Genomic DNA, 25,411 nt, shown 5'->3' with positions numbered 1-25,411 from the left:
TTGTGTGAATCATGTGTGCACAATATTCACTAATGTTTCTCAATATGAATCTTCTGGTGTTTATAATTCTATGCCAAATGTACGACGTTATACGTTAAGCCTGTCCTGCCCTGATCGTACCGGCATCGTTGCGGCAGTCAGCAGCTTTATCGCAGCCAATAATGGCTGGATAGTTGAGGCTAATCATCATGCGGATGCAACAACCAAGCATTTCTTTATGCGTCAGGAAATATTGGCTGATTCCTTGCCGTTTGATATAGCGCAATTCCGTGTTTTGTTTACGCCTATTGCCGAGCAATTTGATATGCAATGGCGTATTACGGATTCCGCCGTTAAGAAGCGTGTTGTGCTGCTGGTGTCGAAGCAGGAGCATTGTTTATACGATATTTTTTCGCGTTGGCAGAGTGATGATCTGGACGTGGATATTCCCTGCGTAATCAGCAATCACGAAACCCTGCGCGGCTTTGTTGAATGGCACGGCATCCCATTTCACTATGTGCCGGTAACAGCTGCGACTAAAGATGAAGCTTATGCTGAGATCGCCCAATTATTTGATGAAGTGCAGGGTGATGTCATGGTGCTGGCGCGTTATATGCAGATACTTAATCCAGCATTGTGTCAGCGCTATGCCGGGCGCATTATTAACATTCATCATTCCTTTTTGCCCAGCTTCATCGGAGCCAAGCCCTATCATCAGGCATTTGAGCGCGGTGTGAAGCTGATCGGTGCGACTTGTCATTATGTGACGGAGGATCTTGATCAGGGACAGATCATTGAGCAGGATGTTATCCGTATCAACCATTCTGATCAGGTTGATGATCTGGTGCGCTACGGTAAGGATATCGAGAAGGCCGTGCTGGCACGCGGATTGCGTTACCACCTGGAAGATCGTGCGCTGGTGCATGGCAACAAAACCGTAATTTTTAGGTGAAGGATTAATAATGCCCTGGCGACTGTTACGTTTTGGCTTGTCGAAAAAACATCCCGAACCAAGGATGTTTACGCAGCCCGACAAGCTCAAATCTTCCTATGATGCGGTAATTATCGGCGGCGGCGGGCATGGCTTGGCTGCGGCATATTATCTGGCGCGCGACCATGGTATGACCAACATTGCCGTGCTGGAAAAAGGTTACATCGGTGGTGGCAATACCGGCCGCAATACCACCATTATCCGTTCCAATTACCTGACCCCAGAAGGCGTGAAGTTCTACGATGCCTCGGTCGATCTGTGGAAGGATTTGTCACAGGATTTCGACCTTAATCTGTTTTATTCAACACGGGGTCATTACACGCTGGCGCACACCGATGCAGCCATGCGCACCATGCGCTGGCGGGCCGAAGTAAACAAGCATTATGGCGTTGATTCAGAAGTGGTTGGCCCTGAGGAAATACGCAAGGCCAGTCCACAAATCGATCTCAGTTGCGGTGGACATTCGCCCATTTTAGGCGCGTTGTATCACGCACCAGGAGCAGTTGCCCGTCATGATGCTGTGGCATGGGGTTATGGGCGCGGAGCAAGCATGCGCGGGGTGGAAATCCACCAGCAGACTCAGGTCACGGGGATAGACGTGCAAGGCGGCAAGGTCTGCGGCGTACAAACTGATAAGGGGTACATTTCCACACCTAAAGTATTGTGTGCGGTGGCTGGCTCAACGCCGCGCATTACCGATATGGTCGGGCTGCGTACGCCGATCTATATCCATCCATTGCAAGCCATGGTCAGTGAGCCGATGAAGCCCTGGCTGAACCCAATACTGGTGTCAGGCAGTTTGCATATCTACGTCAGCCAGAGTGCTCGTGGCGAGCTGGTGATGGGCGCATCACTCGATCCTTACGAATTGCATTCCACCCGTTCGACGCTGGATTTTGTCGAGGGCTTGTCTGCGCATATGCTCGATATGTTCCCGTTCCTGTCGCACGTTAAAGTGGTGCGGCAATGGGCGGGTATGGCCGACATGACGCCGGACTTTGCGCCTATTATGGGTAAAACTCCGGTTGAAGGGTTTTATCTTGACGCAGGCTGGGGTACCTGGGGCTTCAAGGCTACGCCCATCTCCGGCAAGACTATGGCTTATACCCTGGCGAATGACCGTAATCATGACTTGATAACAGGCTTTTCTCTATCCCGTTTTGCGCAGTATGCGCTGACGGGGGAGAAGGGCGCTGCATCGGTGGGGCATTAAATGAAAATCCTGACTTGTCCAATTAATGGCCAACGCCCCATCAGCGAATTCACCTACGGCGGCGAATATCGTCCGATGCCTGACGCGCAAACGGCTACAGATGCTGTATGGGCCGATTACGTGTTCAATCGCAATGGTGCACCCGGAATAAAGCTCGAATGGTGGTGCCATACCCCATCTACGACATGGTTTATTGCCGAGCGTGATACAGCACGCGATGTGGTGATCCGCAGCTTTCTTTTTGGTGAAATAAGTTTACAAGGCGGTGCAGCGTGAGGTTTAAATCGATACCTGGAGAATGGATAGACCGCAGTGCTGAGGTCGATTTTCAGTTCGAGGGCAAACATTATCGCGGCTATCGTGGTGACAGCATCAGTAGTGCATTATGGGCTGCCGATGTGCGTATGCTCGGGCGCAGTTTCAAATATCACCGCCCGCGCGGCATTCTGTCGTTGGCTAATCATGATATCAATGCGCTGATGCAGGATGGGCAGCGACTGAATGTGCGTGCTGACGTTGAGCCGTTGGCAGCACAACAGCAACTGACTAGCGTTAACACCTTTGGTGGCTTGCAGGCAGATAGCGGACGCTGGCTGAATCATCTGGCGAAATTTCTGCCGGTCGGTTTCTATTACAAGGCGTTCCATACCAAGGCGCTGTTTCCGCTATGGGAACGCTTGTTCCGTCGACTGACTGGCTTGGGCAAGCTGGATTTCGATACGCCGCATATACGTACCCCCAAGGATTATGATTTTTGTGATGTGCTGGTGATCGGAGCTGGGTATTCTGGTTTAAATGCTGCATTAGCAGCAGCAGATGCGGGCGCAACAGTCGTCATTGTCGATGAAAATGCCCGTGCTGGTGGCTCAGCTGCTTATCAGCGTGCTGGTAAGGCTGATAGTTATACACAAATTAATGCGCTGCTGAATAGTGTCGTAAAACATCCGCGCATACGTTTATTTACCAGTACAGTTGCAGCTGCCTATTATGCAGATCACTGGATACCGCTGGTTGATGAACAAAAAATGACCAAAATGCGCGCGGGTAGTGTGGTGGTGGCAACAGGTGTATTTGAGCAACCAGCGGTGTTCCATAACAACGACTTGCCTGGGGTGATGCTGGCGTCCGCTGCGCAACGCCTGATTTATCGTTATGCAGTACAGCCTATGCGCAGTGCAGTAGTGCTGACTGCCAATGCCGATGGCTACCGTGCTGCGCTGGACTTGGTAGCCCTAGGCGTTAATGTAGCCGCGGTGATTGATATGCGTAGTAATCATCAGCAACCTGTACTGGCTGCTGAAATACGTGCATCTGGTATTAGTATATTTCAAGCCCATTGCATACTGGAAGCCGAAGCGACTGCCGATGGTAACGGCGTGGCTGCTGCCATTATCTCGCCGTTTGATACAGAGGGTAATGCAGATGCTGCATCGACGCTGCGTATTCCTTGTGATGGTATCGTCATGAGTGTGGGCTGGGCACCAACTGCCAACCTGCTATATCAGGCAGGTACACGCATGCGTTTTGCTGATGATGTACAACAGTTCGTACCAGAACAGCTTCCGGATGGCGTATTCGCCTGTGGTCGCGTGAATGGTGTTTACGATACCGCTCGTAAACTGCTCGACGGAGAACGAGCCGGTCGTGATGCAGCTGCACACCTGGGTTTTGGTAGCGCAAGTAGCGCAATTGCCATAGCCGAAACCGAATCTCCATCGCATGCCTGGCCTGTCGTGGCACATCCCAAGGGTAAGAATTTTATTGACTTCGATGAAGATCTTCAGCTCAAGGATTTTGAGAATGCAGTGCAGGAAGGCTTTGATAATATTGAGTTATTGAAGCGTTACACCACTGTCGGCATGGGGCCTTCGCAAGGCAAACATTCAAATATGAACGCGTTGCGCATACTGGCGCGATTGACGCATAAATCGCCGGGTCAGGTCGGTACTACTACGGCGCGTCCATTCTTCCACCCAGTGCCGTTATCGCATCTTGCCGGACGCGGATTCTCACCGGAACGCCTGACGCCATTGCATCAACAGCATCAACAGCTTGGCGCGGTATTTATGCCCGCTGGAGTGTGGCAGCGGCCAGAGTATTATGCCCAGTCTGGCCAGTCGCGTATCGAATGTATACGTGGCGAAGTGGCTGCGGTGCGTAATCAAGTAGGTATGATTGATGTCGGCACGTTAGGCAAGATAGAGATTTACGGCCCAGATGCCGCTGAATTTCTGGAGCGGGTGTACATCAGCCGCTACGCTAATCTGAAGGTCGGCATGACACGTTATGCCATCATGTGCGACGAATCCGGGGTGATTATCGATGACGGCGTGGTAGCGCGTCTGGGGGAGCAGCATTTCTACTTCACCACTACCACTTCTGGCGCTGCGCCCATCTATCGCGAGCTGACCCGGCTTAATACCATGTGGCAACTTGATTGTGGGCTGGTGAATCTGACTGGTGCCATGGCGGCGATCAATCTCGCTGGCCCCAAGGCAGCCGAAGTGCTGGCGCCGCTTACAGAGCTGAATCTGGCATTGACCGAATTTCCGTATATGGGTATCCGCGAGACTGTCGTTGCGGGCATCCCTGCTCGATTGATGCGTGTCGGTTTCGTCGGCGAACTGGGTTATGAAATTCATGTCCCGGCTAGCTATGCCGATGCGCTATGGCAGGCTTTATGGAAAAGCGGTCAGGCGCACAGCATCCGCGCGTTTGGCGTGGAAGCACAACGACTGCTGCGTCTGGAAAAGGGGCACATCATTATCGGTCAGGATACCGATGGTCTGACCACACCGCTGCAAGCCAATCTCAACTGGGCGTTGAAGATGGACAAGCCATTTTTCATCGGCCAGCGCAGCCTGCAAATCGTCGCGCAGCAACCGTTACAACAAAAATTGACAGGTTTTGTGCTCGCAGCAGACTACAACGGCACTGTGCCGCAGGAATGTCATTTGATTATCGAGCAGGGTGATATCGCCGGTCGTATTACCAGTATTGCCTGGAGCCCGAGTTTGCAGCGCCATATAGGATTGGCATTCGTACGCCCCGATCTGGCAGTGGAAAATGGCGTTATTTCTATTCGCTTAAGCGATGGCAGTATGGTTAGTGCGCTAATACATGCAACGCCATTTTATGATCCCAAAAATAGCCGACAACAATATCCAGCTCAGGAGGTCGCAGCATGAATCCTTTGCGCAAAAGTCCGGTTCACCATGTGTTAGCCAAACAGCAACCTGATTGGGATCTCTGTAATGATATGCCGACGGTGTTGTTGTTTAACCATGATGATAAGGAGCGTTCGTCAATTTTGGGCATCGCAGATTTGTCGTGCCTGTGGCGTCATGGTCTAAAGGGTCCCCGCAGTGTGGAATGGCTGGAGGCGCAGAATATCGCTGTTCCCGCAGTGAATAGCTGGTCAACATTAGTAGATGGAGGGTTGATCGCCAGACTGGGTCAAACCGAGTTCATGCTGGAAGACGGACTGGCAGGTAATACTGCTCGGCGCATACAAAATTTACTGGCTGATAGACCAGATGGCATTTATCCAGTACTGCGTCAGGATGCCGCTTTCGCATTGACTGGTGCAGCATTGCAACAATTGTTACGACAAACTTGCAGCTTTAATTTCATGGGGCTGGATGTAGCAACTCGGCCATTGGTAATGACTACCATGGTTGGCGTACCAATTACCATACTGCCACAGGAATCGCCGGATGGTGTGCGTTACCGGTTGTGGTGCGATGGTACTTACGGTGAATATTTATGGTGCACGCTGCTGGAAATTGCTCATGAACTGGGTGGTGGTGCAGTGGGCTTGAACAGTATTTCGATTATTTAATGTTAAGAGGGAAATCACAATGAATTTGACAGAGGCTAAGGCTTTTCTTGAAGACCACCAGATTAAATTTGTGCTGGCGCAATTTGTCGATATCCACGGCGCGGCCAAAACCAAAGCGGTGCCGGTGAATCATTTTGAAGACATCCTCAAACAAGGCGCAGGGTTTGCTGGTTTTGCGATCTGGGGGCTGGGTATAGAGCCGCATGGCCCGGATTACATGGCGGTCGGTGATATCAGTACGCTGTCACTAGTGCCCTGGCAACCTGGTTTTGCCCGTATTGTCTGCAATGGTCATGTGAATAAACAGCCGTATGAATACGATACACGGGTGGTGCTGCTGAAACAGATAGACCGACTCAAGGAACACGGCTGGATATTGAATACCGGGCTGGAGCCGGAGTTTTCGTTGTTGAAACGTGACGAGCACGGAGCCATACACCCGTTCGATGACAGTGATACGCTGGCCAAACCATGTTACGACTACAAGAGTTTGACGCGCAGCAGCGCTTATCTAGAAAAGCTGGTAGCGGCATTGCAGACGGTGGATATTGATGTGTTTCAGATCGATCATGAGGATGCGAACGGCCAGTTCGAGGTTAATTACACCTATAGCGATTGCCTGAAGTCGGCGGACAATTTCGTCATGTTCAAAATGGCAGCGTCCGAGATCGCCAATGAAATGGGTATGATTTGTTCGTTCATGCCTAAGCCGTTTGCCAACCGTCCCGGTAACGGTATGCATATGCATATGTCGCTGTCTGATGGTAAGCGCAATCTGTTCGCCGATGCGGCAGATCCGCGCCAGCTTGGGCTGTCGAAGCTGGCCTATCATTTCCTGGGCGGTTTGCTTGCCCATGCCTCGGCGATTACCGCGATATGCGCACCGACCGTCAATTCCTATAAACGCCTGGTAGTAGGGCGCTCGCTCACTGGTGCAACCTGGGCGCCGGCCTATATCAGCTACGGCGACAATAACCGTTCCAGCATGGTGCGCATCCCTGGTGACCGTATCGAGCTACGCCTGCCAGATGGATCGGCAAACCCTTATCTGGCCGCCGCCGCTATTATCGCTGCTGGTCTGGACGGTATAGCGCGCGAACTTGATCCGGGCGACCCGCAGAATATCAACCTCTATGACCTGAGCGCTGAAGAACTGACCGCCAAAGGCATAGGCGTGTTACCGCAAAGTCTGCATGAAGCTGTAGCAGCGCTGGAAGCGGACAGCACCATCTGCGATGCGTTAGGTCCGGTGGCGCAGGAGTTCATCAAGCTGAAGCGCATGGAATGGATAGAGTACATGCGCCATGTGTCCGAGTGGGAAATCAACAGCTATCTCGAGTTCTTTTAATCGGCTACCGAAACAAGGAGAGTGTCATGTGTGGAATTGTAGGTTTACTCGTCAAGACCCCGGCGTTACGCGCGCGGTTAGGCGAAATGCTGGTGCCGATGATGATAGGGATGACCGAACGTGGCCCTGATTCAGCCGGGCTGGCCGTGTTCAGCGCGCCGTTGGCCAGTGGCCATAAATACAGCCTGTATACCGCCTCGGCTAGCTTTGACTGGGAAGGGTTGGCGCAACAGCTGTTCGCACACCTGCGTGTGCCTGCAAAGTGTGAAGGCCACGGCAACCATGCCGTGCTGGTCACCGAGCTGGCGCCGGAAGCTGTCAGACAGTGGTTTAAGGAACATTTCCCTGTGCTGCACGTGCTGTCGTGTGGCCGTGCCATCGACTTGTACAAGGATATCGGTACACCCGGCGAAGTGGCGCAGCGTTATGACTTCGCCAGTTTGCAGGGTAGCCACGCGGTAGGGCATACGCGCATGGCGACGGAGTCAGCTGTCACCCCAGACCGTGCTCACCCGTTTACGGCAGGCGAGGATTTCTGTCTTGTGCATAACGGCTCGCTATCGAATCCGTACGGGTTGCGGCGCATGCTGGAAACGGAAGGTATCCACTTCGAAACTGACAATGATACCGAAGCGGCCTGTCGTTATCTGGAGTGGCGCATGCGTGAAGGTGATGTACTGGAAACTGCTATCCAGAAAGGTTTCGAAGAGCTGGATGGTTTCTACACATTTTTGATTGGTACTGAAAATAAACTGGCTTTAGTGCGCGATCCGTTTGCCTGTAAACCAGCCATTGTCGCTGAGACTGACGACTACGTGGCAATCGCGTCCGAATTCCGCTCGCTGGCGCATTTACCGGATGTGAAAAATGCCCACATTTACGAACCCAATCCGGAGGAGATGTACGTATGGACAGCATGAATTTCGATCTGGCGGTAACGCCATTGCGCGATCTCAATCGCTTCCTGCACAAGGAAGCTGTAGCGCAAGGAATCAAACAGGTAACCGTGCTGCACCCGGATGGCGCACACAATATTGCGGTTGGTCTGAATGCGCCTGTCGCTGTGGATATTGAAGGTCATGCAGGTTATTACGCTGCCGGCATGCTTAAGCACGGCGAGGTCACTATTCATGGCAATGCCGGTACTGGTGTAGCGGAGAATATGATGTCTGGGAAAGTGCACGTTAAGGGCTTTGCCTCAGTATCGGCGGGCGCGTCCGCCCACGGCGGCTTGCTGGTAGTGGACGGCGATACCTCGCTGCGTTGTGGTATTTCGCTGAAGGGCGGCGATATTGTGGTTGGTGGGTCAGTCGGAAGTTTTTCCGGTTTCATGGCGCAAGCTGGGCGCATGGTGATCTGCGGCAATGCGGGTGATGCACTGGGTGATTCGCTATACGAGGCTGTGATTTACGTGCGTGGCAAGATTAAGTCACTGGGTGCAGATGCGCGCATTGAGGACATGACTGAGAGCGACTATCAAGCCGTTGGTGAATTGCTGGCGGCGGCAGGCTACACATACGACCCGCATGAATTCAAGCGCGTTGCATCGGCTAAAAGTCTGTATCACTGGAACGCCGACGCTAATCAGGAATATTAAATCAGGAGCCGTAAAATGAACGATAACGAACACATACTCAAGCATATCGCCAAAGAAGGCAGTGCCGGCTACGACCGCAAGATCATGGACTATATTCATAACGCGGCGACTCATGGCTTATATGAAATTCGTGGTATGGGTGCCAAGCGCGCTGTACCGAATTTTGATGACTTGGTTTTACTCGGTGCGTCATTGTCGCGCTATCCGCTGGAAGGCTACCGCGAAAAATGTTCGACCAAAACCATACTCGGTACGCGTTTCGCCAGTAAGCCGATAGAGCTGGAGATACCGATCACCATCGCCGGCATGAGCTTCGGCGCGCTGTCGGCCAACGTCAAGGAATCGCTGGGTCGTGCTGCGACCGAGCTGGGCACCTCAACTACCACGGGGGATGGTGGTATGACTGCAGAAGAGCGACAATCGTCGAAAACGCTGGTATATCAGTGCCTGCCATCGCGTTATGGTTTTAACCCGGACGATGTGCGCCGCGCCGATGCGATAGAAATCGTGATCGGGCAGGGTGCTAAGCCGGGCGGTGGCGGCATGTTGCTGGGACAGAAAATTTCACCTCGCGTGGCCAAGATGCGTACTCTGCCGGAAGGTATCGACCAGCGTTCCGCCTGTCGCCATCCGGACTGGACCGGGCCGGACGATCTGGTGATCAAGATACAGGAACTGCGTGAGATGACTGACTGGGAAAAACCGATCTACGTCAAAGTCGGTGCCACGCGCACATTCCACGATGTCAAACTGGCAGTCCATGCTGGTGCCGATGTTATCGTGGTCGACGGCATGCAGGGCGGCACTGCGGCTACCCAGACCTGTTTCATCGAGCACGTTGGTATACCGACACTGGCGGCGTTGCGTCAGGCTGTTGATGCGCTGGAAGATCTGAACATGAAGGGTAAGGTGCAACTCATCATTTCAGGTGGTGTGCGTACCGGTGCCGATGTGGCTAAAGCCTTAGCCATGGGTGCCGATGCCGTAGCCATAGGTCAGGGCGTGTTGTATGCGCTGGGTTGCAATCACGACGCCTATACGCTGGACGGCGTGGTGCATAGTGCCTGCAATGATTATGAGCAGTTAGGTACGGCGGCGGGTTATTGCCACCACTGTCACACTGGGCGATGTCCAGTCGGCATCACCACTCAGGACGAGCAATTGGCGCAACGCCTGATGCCCGATCTGGGAGCGAAGCGGTTGAAGAATTACCTGAAAACGCTGAACATGGAACTGACTACACTGGCGCGCGCCTGCGGCAAGCAGAACGTGCATCATCTGGAGCGTGAGGATCTGGCAGCGATGACTATCGAAGCGGCAGCTATGGCAAGATTGCCATTAGCTGGTACTGACTGGATACCTGGTTTTTCGCAAATGTGATGAAGCAGTTATAAATTGAAACAATGCTGGGGGCGTAAATGTTGCGGCCCCAGTGGTAAGTTTTTTAGTAAAAGTTCGGTAGTGTCATGGGCAGAAAGAGGTTTGCTGAACAGGAAGCCTTGTGCTTCATTACATTGTAGTGATTGCAATACGCGATATTGTCCACTTTCTTCCACACCTTCTGCGATCAGATTCAGATGCAGACTCTTTGCTAAAGTGCATATAGCAGTAACTATGGATTCATCTTCTGAGTCGCTGGAAAGTCCATGCATGAATGAGCGATCAATTTTGATGGTGTCAATTGGGAATTTCTTGATGTAACTCAGAGAAGAATACCCAGTCCCGAAATCATCCAGCGAAATTTTCATACCCATGCTGGAAATCAGGTGTAATTTTTCGATAATGTCATCACCATCATTCAGCAGGATGCTTTCGGTGATTTCAAGTTCGAATATCGAGCCATCCAGTTTAAACTCTAGTAGTAGCTCTGCGAGAAATGAGACAAAGTTTTCCTGTTCCAGATGCCTTGATGATATGTTGATGGCAATACGTTCAGGTAATAAATTAGTCTGTTGCCATAATTTCGCCTGTTGGAAAACAGTACGTAATACGAATTCACTAATAGGGATAATCAAACCAGTTTCTTCGGCCAGCGGGATAAACTCTATTGGTGATAAATGACCCAGCAGTGGGGATGCCCAACGAATGAGTGCTTCCACACCGGAAATTTTGCCTGTGACAACGTTGATTTGTGGCTGATAAACCATCTGAAACTCATCGCGTTCAAGTGCTTTGTGCATTTGTACTTCGAGTGAGAAGCGCTCATCAAATTTGGTGTTCATGCTAGCTGAGTAGAGCTGGAAGCGGTTTCTTCCCTTGGCCTTGCTGTCATACATGGCAATATCGGCATTTTTGATTAAGGTGTCGACGTTTTCACCATTTTCGGGGTAAAACGCTATACCTATACTCATGGGTACATACAGTTCATTGCCATCGATATAAAAGGGTTCGCCACATGCTTTGATGATTTTTTCTGCAGTGGAAACAGCACTTTCCTTGTTTACTATCTGTGGTAGCAGTAGGGTGAACTCGTCACCGCCTTGGCGACCCAATGTGTCACCTTCACGCAGACATTTCTGTAATCGTGCAGCCACTTCAATTAGCAGATGATCGCCGACTACGTGACCCAAGGTGTCATTGACAACCTTGAAACGATCAAGATCCAGAAACATTAAGGCAAGTGTATGTTTGTAACGCTTGGCTTGAGCGATAGCAACTTCTAGCCGATCTTTAAATAATTTACGGTTTGCCAGACCTGTCAGCAGGTCATGATAGGCCTGATACAGTATGAGTTCGCCGGCTTTTTTTCTTTCGGTGACATCTTTTGCTACACCATAAGTACCTACATACTTAGGTGAACCATCAATTCCATCGTCATAAATCCCAAAAGCATTAAATTCCAACGTCAGCATAGTCGCTTCGCTACCATGTGGAATCCTGATTTCCATGTTGCAGGCTGCCCGGTTTCCCGACCTTCTTTCCTGAATCGCAAATTGGGCGATATCTATATCTTCTGCGTGTATCAAAGTAGAGAAGTGTTGGCCGATTACATCTTCTTTGTTATAACCTAACAGTGTTTTCACGCGATCATTACAGAAAGTACAATAACCGTTAGCATCCAGCGTATAAATGAAATCTGGTGAGCTATTTACCATGTAGCGGTACCAGCGTTCTGACTCCTTCAACTGCAGGTTGATGGTTTTGTTTTCTTTTTCAAGGCGACGCTTGGTAAGCGCATTCCTGATTTTTAATATCAATTCATCTTGTTCGTAGGGTTTACGCAGGAAATCAGATGCACCCTGTCGCAATGCACTAATAGCTGAATCAATTGAGGTGTCGCCACTTACTACTATGATGCAGGTATCTAGTTGGTTTTCGATTATCCAGTTCATGATCTGATGGCCATCAACATCTGGCATGCACAGATCCAGCAATACCACTTCGTAAGCGTTATTTTTCAGTGCGGCTATGGCTGATTTTCCGCCATCTGCGGCCGATGATGGGAAACCATGATAATCAAGTATTGAGCATAAACTATTACGCAGCAGTGGCTCGTCGTCTACCACCAGTATCGATGGCTGTTTAGCTAATGCATTCATATTTGCCTGTTTACCATTAAAGTCATGCTATTTGTCCCCGCACTAAACTGTACTGATGAGCATTGATAAAATGTATCTTTGTGGATCAGGGTTTGATGCCTATCTTTCGTGAGAGGGGCAGTAAAACTTGAAAGATGGTGCCTGAAACTTCATTGCTTTGACAAAATATTTTCCCACCTAATTCGTCAATAATATTTCTAACTATCGACAGTCCTAGTCCAGCATGCCTTGTGCCTTTATCAGTCGTTATTGGCTGATACAAGTTTTCCATTACATCGGCGGGTATCCCGGGGCCATCGTCTTTGATTGAAATTTCAATATATTCGGTACCATTACGCATGGTATTGACGCGTGTGACGATCAGTAAAGTACCGCCATTCTGCATGGCTTCTGCCGCATTCTTCATTAGGTTGATCAGGACCTGGATTAGCTTATCTTTGTTCACCATGATGGTGGGCAGCGCAGGATCCAGTTGCGTTTGCACTGTCACCTGATGTAATGCAAACAGCGGCTCCAGCAGGATTCTGTACAAGTTGTGTATCACATCATTGACATTCAATTTCTGTTTTGGATTGAACTCTACGTCTGTGGTAATTGCCTGGCATAGTCGAGTAACGCGATCAATTTCTTGTTTGATGATTTTCAGATCTTCCTGAGCCGGGTCTTCCTTGGGTAACTTTATGCCCAATAACTGGATGTAGTTTTGAATGATGCTGAGTGGATTGTTTGTTTCATGCATGATTTTCATCGCATGGGTTCTGGATGCAGCCAGCACCTCGGATTTGATACGCGCTTCCTGTTCATTAAATGCATTTAGCGCTGCAATGGCTTGTGCTGCTTCTTGGGCAAACATCGACATGAGTTTTTGCTGTTTCTTCACATAACTCAATTGGGTCTGATTCAATCCAAAGATCATAATGCCGACAACCTTGTTCTGGGTGAACATGGGTTGGCAATAAAAGCCTTCTGTCTGCATCAGGCGGGTGACTTGTTCGTCAGGTATGCTCGGGTTTTTGGGGTCTGCGGCAGGGGTAAAGGAAGTTGTCGGTGTGTTACTGAAAAAAGCATTGGTAATGATGCTGTTTTTCTTATTTAGCGGGATGCGAATTTCATTGAGCATGGTGCAGTGCCCAGTCAGGCACTCGCCCTTGAGCGTTTTGCCCTGTGGGTCAGGCAGAAAGAAAGCGAGGTCTTGAATGCCAAACAAAATTTGAACCGAGCGCTGTATTGAAGCAAGCGTTTCTTCAAGTGTATTGCCAGAACCCGTTCCCAACGGATTCCTGCCTATCAGGACAATGTCACGCAACTCAACAGCGAGCTGCATTTTTTGTTGTCGCATGTTGTCTTGTTCTGTGGATTCCAGCGTGTCTATTTCTATGCCGAGAGATTTAGCTACTTTGCCTACCAGAGTTTTAGACTCATCAAGGATGCTTTGGAATCGGGCAGGTGAAACGCCTAATATTTGTTCGCCAGCCGCAAATTGTATGGCTGCGTCGGTGTCTCTCAGGGCTACCAGATTGTTAGCAACGTGGGTGATCTGTATCAATTGCTGTGCATCGGTAATTTTGTCTTGCGGCATGTGATGATAGAGCACCGCATCAGCCATAAATGAATTCAGATTCCATTTGTTGACTAACCATGCGCCTACTTCACAATGGTTGTTACCTAGTTGCTCTGATTCTTGCGCCAATAATGCAAGGTCATCGATTTTATTTGTTAATAAGCTTGCATATTGTTTAGGGAAATTACTCCATAGCACCAATTGGCCGATATTCAGTAATAGTCCAGTGAGGTAAGCTTCTTCAATATGTGGGTATTCGACTTCCTCAGCGATCAGCTTGGATAGGACAGCTGAAGACAGGGAACGTGTCCAGAATGTCTTAAGGTCAAATCCTGGACTAATATTGAGATTATTGAATACTTGATAAAACGATGAGCTGATGGCTATGGTTTTTACCATGTCCAAACCAAGTAACGTAAGCGTTTGTTCCAGTGTGGTAAGTTTTTTGTGTCGACTGAACTGAGCGGTACTGCTTGCACCAAAAACCTTGGCAGTGAGTGCAGCATCCTGGCTGAGGATGTCTGCTATGGCTTTCAGAGATGCCGAGTCACGATTGCAAATATCCAGCACTCTTAATAGCACGTGCGGCAAAGAAGGGAGGTTGGTAATCTCCAGTGTTTGCATCAGTTGAGTAGTGACTGGTTTCATTGGCCATGAAGTTTGTAAAATGAATACGAGTTATTTAACCATTTTTATATTACTTTTTGTTATATTTTTCATATATATGTAGATATTTTGTAGCAAAAAATACACCGTAAAAATGTACTACATATCGTCTCTTACAAGGTGGGTGTTTTAAGGCTGTAACGCTAACAGAAATAATCTGTATCGAATCGTGTCAAAGAGTCGTATTCTGTAATTTACCAAAACGATTGGCAGATGATTTCTTCCGGGCTAATTGTGTCAGCGTCAGTGTCTTGGCAAATTCCTCGCTACGCTGGATGTGGCGCTTGATCAGGTTGCGTGCTGTGGTTACGTCGCGTAGCAGTATGGCCTGCAAGATTTTTTGATGATCGTCAAAAGTGTGTTTAATACGGTCTGAGTTGTCGAAGTCAACGCGGCGGATGACGCGGATATGGTCATTAATGTCCTGCAAATATTTCACCAGCACTTCGTTCTTGCCGCCTAAGGCAATGGCAATATGAAACGACTCATCCCATTCTTCCATCTGATTCGCAGTGACTGTTTCGGGCTTGTTTTCTGGCGACCATATTGCGATTAATCTTTCCACCTCGGTGGTAGGCATATGGGTACAGGCGTCTTCTACTGCTGCAAGTTCCAGTGCAGTACGTACTCGGTAATACTCAGACAATTCAGCAACGTCAATTTGCCGGATAAAACAGCCTTGCTTGGCACGTATGGTGAGATGCCCTTCATTTTCCAGCTTGAGTAAAGCTTCACGAATCGGCGTGCGACTGACTTCAAAATACTCTGCCAGTTCTGTTTCGGTTACGCGACTGCCTGGATACAACTCAAACGTCAGGATCATTTCCCGTAAAACACTATAGATGTCCTGCTTAGCCGCAATTTTCTTATCTGTTTTGTTAGGTTCTGCGCTATTCATATCTGTGTTTATGTTGTCCATAGAATATACCTGCTGAATTTGGGCTCAATGCCCCATTTTACTGCTTAAACACCAAATTTAGCGAAATTTGTGAGCACCAATAGTGCGCATAGAAACCAGAAAGTGCACAAATTTAATGCATGAACAATGTCGCTACCACGATCATAGTATATGCATAATCCTAATAAAAAACAGGGTGTTGAATAATGTCATCAGGAATTATATTGCTGGCATAAAGTTTGCATACATTGTTGCATACAACAGATCATGATTAAGTTAAGAGGGAAACTTCATCACTTTTTTGATTTGGAAGTGTATACCCCTATGGCAATTTAAATTACTTTTTGAGGAGTTGTTAACTATGAGCAAATTTGATTTTTCTGTACCACGTCGGACATTTCTAAAAACAGTTGGTGCTGCAACGGCAATGACAGCACTGGGACCACTGGGAAGCAAGTTGGCATTTGCTGCTGATAAATTAACGGTAGGGGTGATTTATGTTGGCCCTCGTGGTGATTTTGGATATAACCAGTCACATGCTCAAGCGGCAGCAAACATCAAGAAAATGCCTGGTGTAAAAGTGGTTGAAGAAGAGAAAGTGCCAGAGACAGTTGCAGTGCAAAAAGTTATGGAATCCATGATACAGCAGGATGGTGCCAAGTTGATATTTGCAACTTCCTATGGTTATTTTGATCCGCATGTACTGAAAATGGCAGAAAAATATCCTGATGTGCGTTTTGCTCACTGTGGTGGGTTGTGGTCTGAAGGCAAACCTAAAAACGTAGGAAGCTTCTTTGGTTATATAGATGAATGTGAATATCTGAGCGGTATCGTTGCCGAGCACGCAAGTAAGACTAAAAAATTGGGATTTATAGCTGCTAAGCCTATCCCACAAGTATTACGTAACATCAATTCATTCACCCTCGGTGCGCAATCAATCGATCCAGCCATTACTACGCATGTCATTTTCACCGGTGATTGGTCATTACCGGTGAAAGAAGCGGAAGCCGCAAATAGTTTGATAGATCAGGGCTGTGATGTACTGACCTGTCACGTTGATGGTCCAAAAGTTATCGTCGAAACGGCTGAAAAGCGTGGCGTATATTCCTGTGGTTACCATGCAAGTCAGGCAGCTTTGGCACCAAAAGGCTATTTGACCGGCGCTGAATGGGACTGGACGACACCTTATAAATTGCTGGTGAGCGATACCGAAGCCGGCAAACCGATGATCAACTTCCTGCGTGGTGGTTTGAAGGAAGGCTTTGTCAAAATGAGCCCTTATGGTGCAGCAGTTACCGCCAAAGCTAAAGCTAAAGCAGATGGTGTAAAAGCCAAAATGCTGAAGGGTGATTATGTGATTTTCAAAGGGCCGATCAAGGATAACGCCGGTAATACAGTTATTGCAGCAGGGGTCAGTCTGGGTCAGCAGGATATGGTACTGGAGCAAATGAATTATCTGGTTGCTGGCGTAGTCGGCAAGGCTTGATGTTCAACAGCGTTGATCCACTCGGATCAACGCTGATTTTGTGGTGCTTTTAAGGGACTGATTTGCTATGAAATTAATGCAACGTTTTCTGCCAGTGGCTGAATCTATCGCAATTCCTGTTATGGCGCTGCTGGTTGCGATGTTGCTGTTTGCTGGTTTTGTAATGGCAGTCGGTCAGTCTCCTGTAGAGGTTTACTCTTTGTTGTATCAAGGTGGTTTTGGTTCAGCATTTTCATTACAGAATAGTTTATTGCGCGCAGCACCCTTAATTTTGACTGGATTGGCTGTGGCTATTCCAGCTCAGGCTGGTATGGTGATTATTGGTGGCGAAGGTGCATTGGCACTAGGCGCGCTGGCGGCAGCAGTGGCTGGAGCCTCACTAAACGGCGCATCGCCACATTTGGTGCAAACTGGAATGTTGGCAGTTGGCGCGCTGTGCGGGGGAGTGTGGATAGGCCTGTCTGGCTGGCTACGTCATTATCGCGGCGTGAACGAAACCATAAGCAGCCTGCTACTTTCCTATATCGGTATTGCCTTGCTTAATTTCTTTGTTGAAGGTCCGCTTAAGGATCCTGCCAGTTTGAACAAACCCTCAACCGCACCCATAGGCGACGCCAATATGATAGGTAATCTGCCCGGTATGGATGTGCATTACGGATTACTGTTTGGCGTTATCTGCGCGCTGATAACCTGGGTGATATTGAAATTTACCACCATAGGCTTTGCTTTGCGTACTGTGGGTGGCAATCCTCGTGCTGCGCAAATGGCGGGTTTGAAGGTAGGCTACTGGATAGTCGGGGCGGCGTTTGCTGGTGGCCTGGCTGCTGGTCTGGCGGGTGCGATTGAGGTTGCTGCTGTGCAAGGTTCGGCTAATGCTTCGGTGGTGGCAGGTTATGGTTATGCGGGGATATTAGTTGCATTTATTGCGCGGCAAAATCCGTTTGCAGTCATTCCTGTGGCTATTCTGATAGGGGGTATTAACGCTGCGGGCGGCATGTTGCAACGCCGCCTGGATATGCCGGACGCCAGCGTAATGGTGCTGCAGGGCATTATCTTTGTAGTGATTATTGCAAGCGAAACCTTAAATGGGCGGCTCCGTATTTTCAAACCCGTGTCACCGATCAGTGCGGTGATCCCTACTAAACCTTGAGCAGGTAAAAATTATGAACGTAGCTGATGGATTAGGATGGTGGGGTGTGCCGCTGGCGATATTTGCAGGTGCAATACGCGTCAGTACGCCTTACTTGTTGGTGAGTCTGGGGGAGTGCATCACGGAAAAATCCGGACGCATTAACCTGGGACTGGAAGGTGTGTTGATCATGGGTGCGATGGCTGGTTATGGCGTGTCGCTACTGAGCGGTTCGGCATGGCTAGGTGTGTTGGCGGCGGGTTTGGTGGGCAGCTTGCTTGGTTTGCTGCATGGTTTGTTATGTAGCCTGCGACGGGTGAATGATATTGCCATTGGTATCAGTATCATGCTGCTCGGTACTGGACTGGCATTTTTCCTCGGTAAGCCGCTGGTGCAACCGCAGGCACCGATGTTGAATGCCATTCCGTTCGGATTCTGGAGTGATTCACCGCAAATTCAGTCCGCATTGCAAATCAATCCCTTGTTCCTGATTGGGATAGCGTTAGCGGTATTGCTCCATTATGCGTTTCGATACACGCGCTGGGGTATGCAACTACGTATCGTGGGTGATAGTGCAGATGCTGCGTTGGCCCTGGGTTACCCTGTTTTGCCCACACGTATTTTTGCTACTGTGATCGGCGGATTTTTGGCGGGAGTTGGTGGTGCTTTTCTTTCACTTTACTACCCTGGCAGCTGGAATGAAGGTTTGTCCTCAGGGCAAGGGATTATTGCCGTGGCGCTGGTGATATTTTCACGTTGGGAACCGTTGCGTTGTTTGTGGGCTTCATTGTTGTTCGGTGGAGCAGGCGCGTTGGGACCCGCTTTGCAGGCGATGGGGATTACCAGCGGTTACTACCTGTTTAACGCCGCACCTTATGTGCTGACCTTGGGCATTTTAATTGCAACCAGCTCGCCTCATCGCACTCTGGTTGGCGCGCCAGGAGAATTAAGTCTGGTGCGGAATTAGAAAAGGGGCGGCTATGTGTATTCATGTAAAAAATTTAAATATAACGGCAGGTTATTGATATGAATGGAAATTATATACAGGCAGATCCGTATGAATGGCCGTTTGACGGCAAGCTCAACCCAGACAATACGGCGCTGATCATAATCGACATGCAGACGGATTTCTGCGGGCATGGTGGTTATGTTGACAGAATGGGTTATGACATTACGCTAACGCGCGCACCTATCCCGGCCATTACGAATTTGCTGAATACAATGCGTACGCAGGGATACATGATTATTCATACTCGTGAAGGTCATCGTCCTGATCTGTCTGATTTGCCTGAGAACAAACTCTGGCGCTCGCGTCGTATAGGTGCAGGGATAGGTGATAGCGGTCCGTGTGGAAGGGTGCTGGTACGTGGCGAGCCTGGCTGGGACATTATTCCTGAGTTAGCGCCTATGCCCAGCGAAGTGATTATCGACAAGCCGGGCAAAGGTTCATTTTATGCCACGGATCTTGAGTTAATCCTGCATACACGTGGTATCCGTAACATTATCCTGACGGGGATTACCACTGACGTATGCGTACATACCACCATGCGTGAGGCTAATGATAGGGGTTTCGAGTGTCTGCTGGTTGAAGACGGTTGTGCCGCCACAGATTACGCTAACCATCTGGCAGCCATCAGCATGGTGAAGATGCAAGGTGGTGTGTTTGGTGCTGTGGCAAGCAGCACCGAGATTCTGGAGGGTTTGCTCACATGATACCAGTGGAATCTGTAGTGCCAGCTACTGGCGCACTTGAGCTCAATATTTTAAATATGACCAAGCATTTCGGTGATGTGAAAGCGCTCACTGATGTCAGTTTAAATATTTCTGCAGGCGGGTTCCATGCCTTGCTTGGGGAAAATGGGGCTGGGAAGTCAACCTTGGTCAAATGCCTGGTAGGGTTTTACACGGCTGATCAAGGGACTGTACTGGTGGATAACCGTGAAGTGTGTATTGCCAACCCCAAAGATGCTTCGCAGTTGGGTATCGGCATGGTTTATCAGCATTTCACCTTAGTGCCGAGCATGACTGTGGCAGAAAATCTGGTGGTAGCACGTGGCGCACTGCCAGCGTTTATTAACTGGCAAGAGGAACGTGCCAGATTGTCTGACTTTATGGCGACACTGCCTTTTAAAATCGCACTGGATAAACCCGCAGGTGCGCTGGCTGCTGGTGAGAAACAGAAAGTCGAAATTATTAAACAACTGTATCTACAACGTCGCTTGCTGATACTGGATGAGCCCACTTCGGTGCTAACACCCGATGAGGCAGATGAAGTGCTTGGGTTGATAGGTGATATGACTCGGCAGAAATTATTGTCGGTACTGATAATTACCCACAAATTTCGTGAAGTGACCGCCTATGCTGATGCGGTAACCGTACTGCGACGTGGATGTTATGCCGGTAGTGGCACTTTGCCCGAACTGACAACTGAAAATATGGCAGAAATGATGGTGGGCAGCCCGATTGCACAGGATGTCGCACCACGAGAGCAACGACCTGCTATACCTGATTTGCCTGCCAGACTGGTGGTAGAGCAGTTGCTTGCCCAGGGAGATAACGGACTGCCTGTGCTCAGAGGGGTTGATTTGCAGGTTCGCCCTGGTGAAATTCTGGGTATTGCGGGGGTGTCGGGTAATGGTCAGAAAGCACTGGTGGAAGTGCTGACTGGTCAGCGCATGAAATTAGGCGGTACTGTCATGGTTAACGGGGTGCCGTTTAATGGCACACGTCAGGAATTGGCGCGGCATAAGGTCTATAGCCTGCCTGAAGAACCATTGCGTAATGCCTGTGTGGGTGGTTTGTCGGTTGTTCATAATATGTCACTACGAAATTTTGATCAGCCGCCACTGGCGCACTGGGGCTGGATAAATCAGCGTGCCATGCGTAATCAGGCTAAGCGTTACGTTGAGACTTTTAACGTCAAAACGCCCGGAATAGATGCCAAGATTCAGACCCTGTCAGGTGGTAATGTGCAGCGTGCGGTTCTGGCGCGTGAGTTATCTCATCCCGTAGATCTGCTTATCGTCGCCAATCCCGTGTTTGGACTGGACTTTAACGCCGTTGCTGAAACACATGCTCGTCTGATGGCTGCACGCAACGCTGGCACTGCGGTATTGCTGGTGAGTGAGGATCTGGATGAGTTGTTAGAGCTTGCAGATCGTATCGTAGTGATGAGTGAAGGGCTCATCGTGTTTGAAACTTCTGCCGAAACTGCAGATGTACGTGAGCTTGGCCATTATATGGCAGGTGGGCATGTGGAAACTGAGGTGACGCAATGAGCAAATCTACGTCGAATAACTACGCAGTGACTGCGGAACCTTATGTATTCAATTTTTCACCCGAACATACCGCAGTCATCATGATAGATATGCAACGGGATTTTATTTTGCCTGGTGGTTTTGGTGCAAGCCTGGGTAATGATGTTGACCGACTTGCTGCTACCGTTCCTGTCGCGCGGCAACTGCTGGATTGGTGCCGAGCGCATGGCATGCTGGTGGTGCATACCAAGGAAGCGCATAAAGGAGATTTGTCCGATTGCCCATTATCCAAGCTCAATCGCGGTAATCCTACTGTGCGTATTGGTGATCAAAGTCCTATGGGACGCATCCTGATAGATGGCGAGGAGGGCAGTGATTTCGTTGCTGAACTGACGCCATTACCTAATGAGGTGGTCATCGTCAAGCCTGGCAAAGGCGCCTTTTACGCAACTGAGCTGGGTAGTCTGCTACAACAAGCCAATATCACGCATTTGCTGTTCGGCGGCGTCACCACTGAAGTTTGTGTACAGACGACGATGCGTGAAGCCAATGACCGTGGCTATGAATGTCTGCTGGTCGAGGACGCCACTGAAAGTTATTTCCCGGAATTTAAACAGTCCACCATAGATATGATCCGCGCTCAGGGCGGAATAGTGGGCTGGACTGCACCTTTGTCGGCAATATTATCAGCAACGAAAGTAGCGAGTGATGATCAATAAAATTTATCTGGAAGAGTACGTCAAAGTCGCCTTGTCTTTACAAGGTACTGAAGTCGATAAGCAACGGCTTGCATCTATCGTTCAGCAGTTTGCGTTACTGACCTCAATGACAAATAGCTTTATCGATGAACCGCTTTCGGCTGAGTTGGAATCAGCAGCCATATACCGATTATGAGCAACTATCCTGTCACTGCGCATGCCTGCAATGAAGCATTTAATTCAGGTGAAGTGTCAGCCCGTGAATTGGCGACTGACGTACTGGATCGCATTGCATCGCAAAATGAGATGCTGAATGCGTTTATTGATATCACTGGCAAACGTGCATTGGCCGAAGCCGATGCGCTGGACAAAATGCGCCAGCAAGGTGACGCATTGCCTGCGTTAGCTGCTGTGCCCTATGCAGTTAAAAATTTGTTTGATGTGGAAGGCGTGACGACGCTGGCGGGTGCAAAACTGCTCAGTCAAAATTCAGTAGCAGCGCGAGATGCCGTACTGGTCGAGCGTATGAGTGCGGCAGGTGGGTTGTTACTGGGTACGTTGAATATGGACGCGCTGGCTTATGGGTTTACCACTGAAAATACGCACTATGGTGTTACCCGCAATCCGCATGACTGGTTACGAAGTGCGGGTGGTTCCTCAGGTGGTACGGGTGCTGCGGTTGCGGCCGGGCTGGTGCCAATAGGGTTGGGTAGCGATACCAATGGTTCGATACGCGTACCTTCATCGCTATGCGGTGTCTTTGGACTTAAACCTACTTATGGACGATTGCCGCGTACGGGAAGTTTTCCTTTTGTCGCCAGTTTCGATCATTTAGGTCCTCTGGCTGGTAATACGCAGGACTTGTCGCTGGCCTATGATGCCATGCAAGGCCATGACGCTGGTGATCCCGCCTGCGCACAACGTCCCATAGCTAACACATTGGATACACTAGGACATGGTATGGAAGGGCTGCGAGTGGCCCGACTTACCGGATACTTTGACGAAAATGCGGGTGTAGAGGCACGCTGGGCGGCCACAACTGCAGCAGCAGCATTAGGAGCTGTGAATGAGGTGGAGCTGATGGACACGGATAAGGCGAGAGCCGCTGCATTCGTCATCACTGCATCGGAAGGTGGTGCATTGCACTTTGAGAATTTGCGCGACCGCCCGCATGATTTTGAGCCGCTCTCTGTGGACAGGCTGACCGCAGGTACATTGGTGCCAGCCAGCTGGTATCAGCAGGCGCAACGCTATCGTCGTTTATATCTCGAACGCATGCTGTCGTTGTTTGAGCAATATGATTTGCTGATAGCGCCTGCAACCCCAGTGACAGCTCCGTTGCTGGGTCAGCAACATATCACTATTGGTGCACGTCAGTTACCTACACGCCCTAATTTGGGCTTATTGACACAACCAATTTCTTTTGTCGGCATGCCCGTTGCTGTTGCACCTATGTGGCCAGAAGGTGGTTTGCCGATAGGTGTGCAGCTAATTGCCGCTCCTTGGCGTGAGGATATATGTCTGCGTGCGGCTCGAATGCTGGAACAGCAAGGTCTGGCTTATTCACGCATCCCTGAAAGCACATCATGATACAGCTCGCACAAGTTAATTTAGACCATGTGCTGACAGAGCTTACCGTGATTTTTGCTCAGTATGAAGCCGCGCTGATGGATAACGATCTGGAAACATTGGATCATCTGTTCTGGACGAGCACACTTACTGTACGTTTTGGCGTTGCGGAAAACCTTTATGGCATTGATGCGATACGGGCTTTTCGACAGGCGCGCAATGTCGGGTCGCTCAAACGCGTTTTATCGCACACGCAAATCATCACTTATGGCGAAGATTTCGCAACGACAACCACTGAATTTACTCGCTCAGATCAGATGTTAGGCCGTCAAAGTCAGACATGGGTGAGGTTTAACGAAGGTTGGCGTGTGGTTTCTGCTCATATCAGCTTGAATCAGCATGGTGCGGTTGCGGCGATACATTGCGACTAACTACCTCAGTTAATGACAAAAAAATGTATGCACCATTACAGTTTAAGGACAAATAAATTGGATACATTTTTGTGCATACATTGCTGACAAAGTGTTGATAGTATTTAATCAAAATTAGCAACTATATGATAATAAATAATTTTATATTGCTGGCATGGCAATTGCTTTGTATCCAATTGTAATTTTTAAGTGATTTGGATATGAATCATTGATTCGGATGTTTATTCAGTGCGTTTTAATTTTATTTTGATTAGAGGAGTGTCATCAATGAAAAAGAGTGCAAAAGCAGCTAGCCGATTAAAACAGGTTGCTCTATTAGGGGTCGTGTTAGCAGGTGCAACATCTAATCTGTATGCGGCTGATTGGAGTGATACTTCGATTAGCTGGCGTTATGGAACAACGTTTGCAGAACCATATAATACAAATGATATTTCCAAAAACATCATTAATTTTACCCACGTGAGTGGATATAAGTATGGCACGAATTTTGTCAGTATTGATTACTTGATGTCAGATAGTAAGGATCCAGCAGCTGGTTCTACCACAGGTGCTCAAGAGGCATACATGGTTTACCGCCATACATTGGATTTAGGCAAAATTACGGGCAAGGATTTGAAATTTGGTGTAGTTAAAGACGTAGGTGCAACTGTCGGTTTTGATGTTAACACCAAAAATGACAACTACAGTTCAAAGAAACACATGCTGGTGGCTGGTCCTACTTTAATGTTTGATGTTCCTGGTTTTTTGAATGTTAGCTTGCTGGCTCTGTGGGAAAGTAATGCACCTACTGGCGTCGATCGCTATACCTATAAAACACATCCTATGTTGACCGCAGCTTGGGGCATTCCTCTCGGCGATTCCGCTTTTTCTTTTGAGGGTTTTGTAAACTTCATCGCAGCCAAAGGCTTAGATGAATACACTCATGAAACCAAGCCTGAAACTGATTTTGATGGTCAGATTATGGCTGATATTGGCAAGTTGACTGGTGGACCAAAGAACACCTTTAAACTTGGTCTGGAATATCAATACTGGAAAAACAAATTCGGTAACGATTCTTCAGGTGCTGCGGGTAGTGGCGCTTTTGCTAAGACCCCAATGATACGTGCCGAATATCATTTCTAATTCAGGTGCAACATTTAATTAAGCGAATGGTTTGGCAATGAAGATGTACGGCACGCATGATGTTACGTGTGCCGCATCACAACTTA

22 protein-coding genes are annotated in these 25,411 nt (G+C 49.0%); 19 read left to right on the top strand and 3 right to left on the bottom strand.

Annotated elements, in window-relative coordinates; genetic code table 11:
* Positions 1-70 precede the first annotated feature (70 nt).
* Genes purU through SFSGTM_RS08685 form a run of 9 tightly spaced genes read left to right on the top strand, consistent with a single transcriptional unit; the run spans position 71 to position 10,349 of the window.
* Complete coding sequence (gene purU, locus SFSGTM_RS08725) at positions 71-931, top strand: formyltetrahydrofolate deformylase (protein WP_162084817.1); 861 nt, start codon at positions 71-73, stop codon at positions 929-931.
* Between the two features lie 10 nt (positions 932-941).
* Positions 942-2,183, top strand: coding sequence for an FAD-dependent oxidoreductase (locus tag SFSGTM_RS08720; RefSeq protein WP_162084816.1), 1,242 nt, complete (start codon positions 942-944; stop codon positions 2,181-2,183).
* Positions 2,184-2,459 carry a sarcosine oxidase subunit delta gene (locus SFSGTM_RS08715; RefSeq protein WP_162084815.1) on the top strand — a complete coding sequence of 92 codons (276 nt, stop codon included), beginning with the start codon at positions 2,184-2,186 and terminating at the stop codon, positions 2,457-2,459.
* Positions 2,456-5,371 carry a 2Fe-2S iron-sulfur cluster-binding protein gene (locus SFSGTM_RS08710; RefSeq protein ID WP_162084814.1) on the top strand — a complete coding sequence of 972 codons (2,916 nt, stop codon included), beginning with the start codon at positions 2,456-2,458 and terminating at the stop codon, positions 5,369-5,371. The genes SFSGTM_RS08715 and SFSGTM_RS08710 overlap by 4 nt, the downstream gene beginning before the upstream one ends.
* Entirely contained in the window at positions 5,368-6,024 is a 657-nt protein-coding gene (locus tag SFSGTM_RS08705; RefSeq protein ID WP_162084813.1) for a methylglutamate dehydrogenase, read from the top strand. The genes SFSGTM_RS08710 and SFSGTM_RS08705 overlap by 4 nt, the downstream gene beginning before the upstream one ends.
* A gap of 19 nt (positions 6,025-6,043) precedes the next feature.
* A complete protein-coding gene (gene glnT, locus SFSGTM_RS08700) occupies positions 6,044-7,372 on the top strand; it encodes a type III glutamate--ammonia ligase (protein ID WP_162084812.1) in 1,329 nt (442 codons plus the stop codon).
* Positions 7,373-7,398: 26 nt separating this feature from the next.
* A complete protein-coding gene (locus tag SFSGTM_RS08695; RefSeq protein ID WP_162084811.1) occupies positions 7,399-8,292 on the top strand; it encodes a class II glutamine amidotransferase domain-containing protein in 894 nt (297 codons plus the stop codon).
* Positions 8,280-8,969: a GltB/FmdC/FwdC-like GXGXG domain-containing protein gene (locus SFSGTM_RS08690; RefSeq protein ID WP_162084810.1), complete on the top strand. Its 690-nt coding sequence runs from the start codon at positions 8,280-8,282 to the stop codon at positions 8,967-8,969. Before SFSGTM_RS08695 ends, SFSGTM_RS08690 begins: the two co-directional genes overlap by 13 nt.
* 15 nt (positions 8,970-8,984) lie before the next feature.
* Positions 8,985-10,349 (top strand): FMN-binding glutamate synthase family protein, encoded by a 1,365-nt coding sequence (locus SFSGTM_RS08685; protein WP_162084809.1) that lies wholly within the window; start codon positions 8,985-8,987, stop codon positions 10,347-10,349.
* Positions 10,350-10,357: 8 nt separating this feature from the next.
* Here SFSGTM_RS08685 and SFSGTM_RS08680 read toward each other — a convergent pair whose 3' ends face one another.
* The 3 genes from SFSGTM_RS08680 to SFSGTM_RS08670 all read right to left on the bottom strand — a co-directional run bounded on the left by SFSGTM_RS08680 (position 10,358) and on the right by SFSGTM_RS08670 (position 15,654).
* Complete coding sequence (locus SFSGTM_RS08680) at positions 10,358-12,508, bottom strand: EAL domain-containing protein (RefSeq protein WP_162084808.1); 2,151 nt, start codon at positions 12,506-12,508, stop codon at positions 10,358-10,360.
* An 85-nt stretch (positions 12,509-12,593) separates the two neighbouring features.
* Positions 12,594-14,717, bottom strand: coding sequence for an HDOD domain-containing protein (locus tag SFSGTM_RS08675; protein ID WP_162084807.1), 2,124 nt, complete (start codon positions 14,715-14,717; stop codon positions 12,594-12,596).
* 190 nt (positions 14,718-14,907) lie between these two features.
* Positions 14,908-15,654 carry a GntR family transcriptional regulator gene (locus SFSGTM_RS08670; RefSeq protein WP_198420533.1) on the bottom strand — a complete coding sequence of 249 codons (747 nt, stop codon included), beginning with the start codon at positions 15,652-15,654 and terminating at the stop codon, positions 14,908-14,910.
* 340 nt (positions 15,655-15,994) lie between these two features.
* On the opposite strand from SFSGTM_RS08670, the gene SFSGTM_RS08665 reads away from it, so the two are divergent.
* From SFSGTM_RS08665 to SFSGTM_RS08620, 10 genes are all read left to right on the top strand, one after another.
* Complete coding sequence (locus tag SFSGTM_RS08665) at positions 15,995-17,119, top strand: BMP family ABC transporter substrate-binding protein (protein ID WP_162084806.1); 1,125 nt, start codon at positions 15,995-15,997, stop codon at positions 17,117-17,119.
* A gap of 67 nt (positions 17,120-17,186) precedes the next feature.
* A complete protein-coding gene (locus SFSGTM_RS08660; RefSeq protein WP_162084805.1) occupies positions 17,187-18,269 on the top strand; it encodes an ABC transporter permease in 1,083 nt (360 codons plus the stop codon).
* Between the two features lie 13 nt (positions 18,270-18,282).
* Positions 18,283-19,215: an ABC transporter permease gene (locus SFSGTM_RS08655; RefSeq protein ID WP_162084804.1), complete on the top strand. Its 933-nt coding sequence runs from the start codon at positions 18,283-18,285 to the stop codon at positions 19,213-19,215.
* Positions 19,216-19,274: 59 nt separating this feature from the next.
* A complete protein-coding gene (gene biuH, locus SFSGTM_RS08650; RefSeq protein WP_162084803.1) occupies positions 19,275-19,961 on the top strand; it encodes a biuret amidohydrolase in 687 nt (228 codons plus the stop codon).
* Positions 19,958-21,526 (top strand): ABC transporter ATP-binding protein, encoded by a 1,569-nt coding sequence (locus SFSGTM_RS08645; RefSeq protein WP_162084802.1) that lies wholly within the window; start codon positions 19,958-19,960, stop codon positions 21,524-21,526. Before biuH ends, SFSGTM_RS08645 begins: the two co-directional genes overlap by 4 nt.
* Entirely contained in the window at positions 21,523-22,224 is a 702-nt protein-coding gene (locus SFSGTM_RS08640; protein ID WP_162084801.1) for a cysteine hydrolase family protein, read from the top strand. Before SFSGTM_RS08645 ends, SFSGTM_RS08640 begins: the two co-directional genes overlap by 4 nt.
* Complete coding sequence (locus SFSGTM_RS08635) at positions 22,214-22,399, top strand: DUF4089 domain-containing protein (RefSeq protein WP_162084800.1); 186 nt, start codon at positions 22,214-22,216, stop codon at positions 22,397-22,399. The genes SFSGTM_RS08640 and SFSGTM_RS08635 overlap by 11 nt, the downstream gene beginning before the upstream one ends.
* On the top strand, positions 22,396-23,793 hold the full coding sequence (locus SFSGTM_RS08630; RefSeq protein ID WP_162084799.1) for an AtzE family amidohydrolase: 1,398 nt from the start codon (positions 22,396-22,398) through the stop codon (positions 23,791-23,793). The genes SFSGTM_RS08635 and SFSGTM_RS08630 overlap by 4 nt, the downstream gene beginning before the upstream one ends.
* On the top strand, positions 23,790-24,203 hold the full coding sequence (hpxZ, locus tag SFSGTM_RS08625) for an oxalurate catabolism protein HpxZ (protein ID WP_162084798.1): 414 nt from the start codon (positions 23,790-23,792) through the stop codon (positions 24,201-24,203). The genes SFSGTM_RS08630 and hpxZ overlap by 4 nt, the downstream gene beginning before the upstream one ends.
* A gap of 267 nt (positions 24,204-24,470) precedes the next feature.
* Entirely contained in the window at positions 24,471-25,325 is an 855-nt protein-coding gene (locus SFSGTM_RS08620) for an outer envelope protein (RefSeq protein WP_162084797.1), read from the top strand.
* Positions 25,326-25,411 lie beyond the last annotated feature (86 nt).

The organism is Sulfuriferula nivalis (assembly GCF_009937995.1).
Classification (GTDB): domain Bacteria; phylum Pseudomonadota; class Gammaproteobacteria; order Burkholderiales; family Sulfuriferulaceae; genus Sulfuriferula; species Sulfuriferula nivalis.
This window is presented reverse-complemented; position numbering and strand designations above follow the sequence as displayed.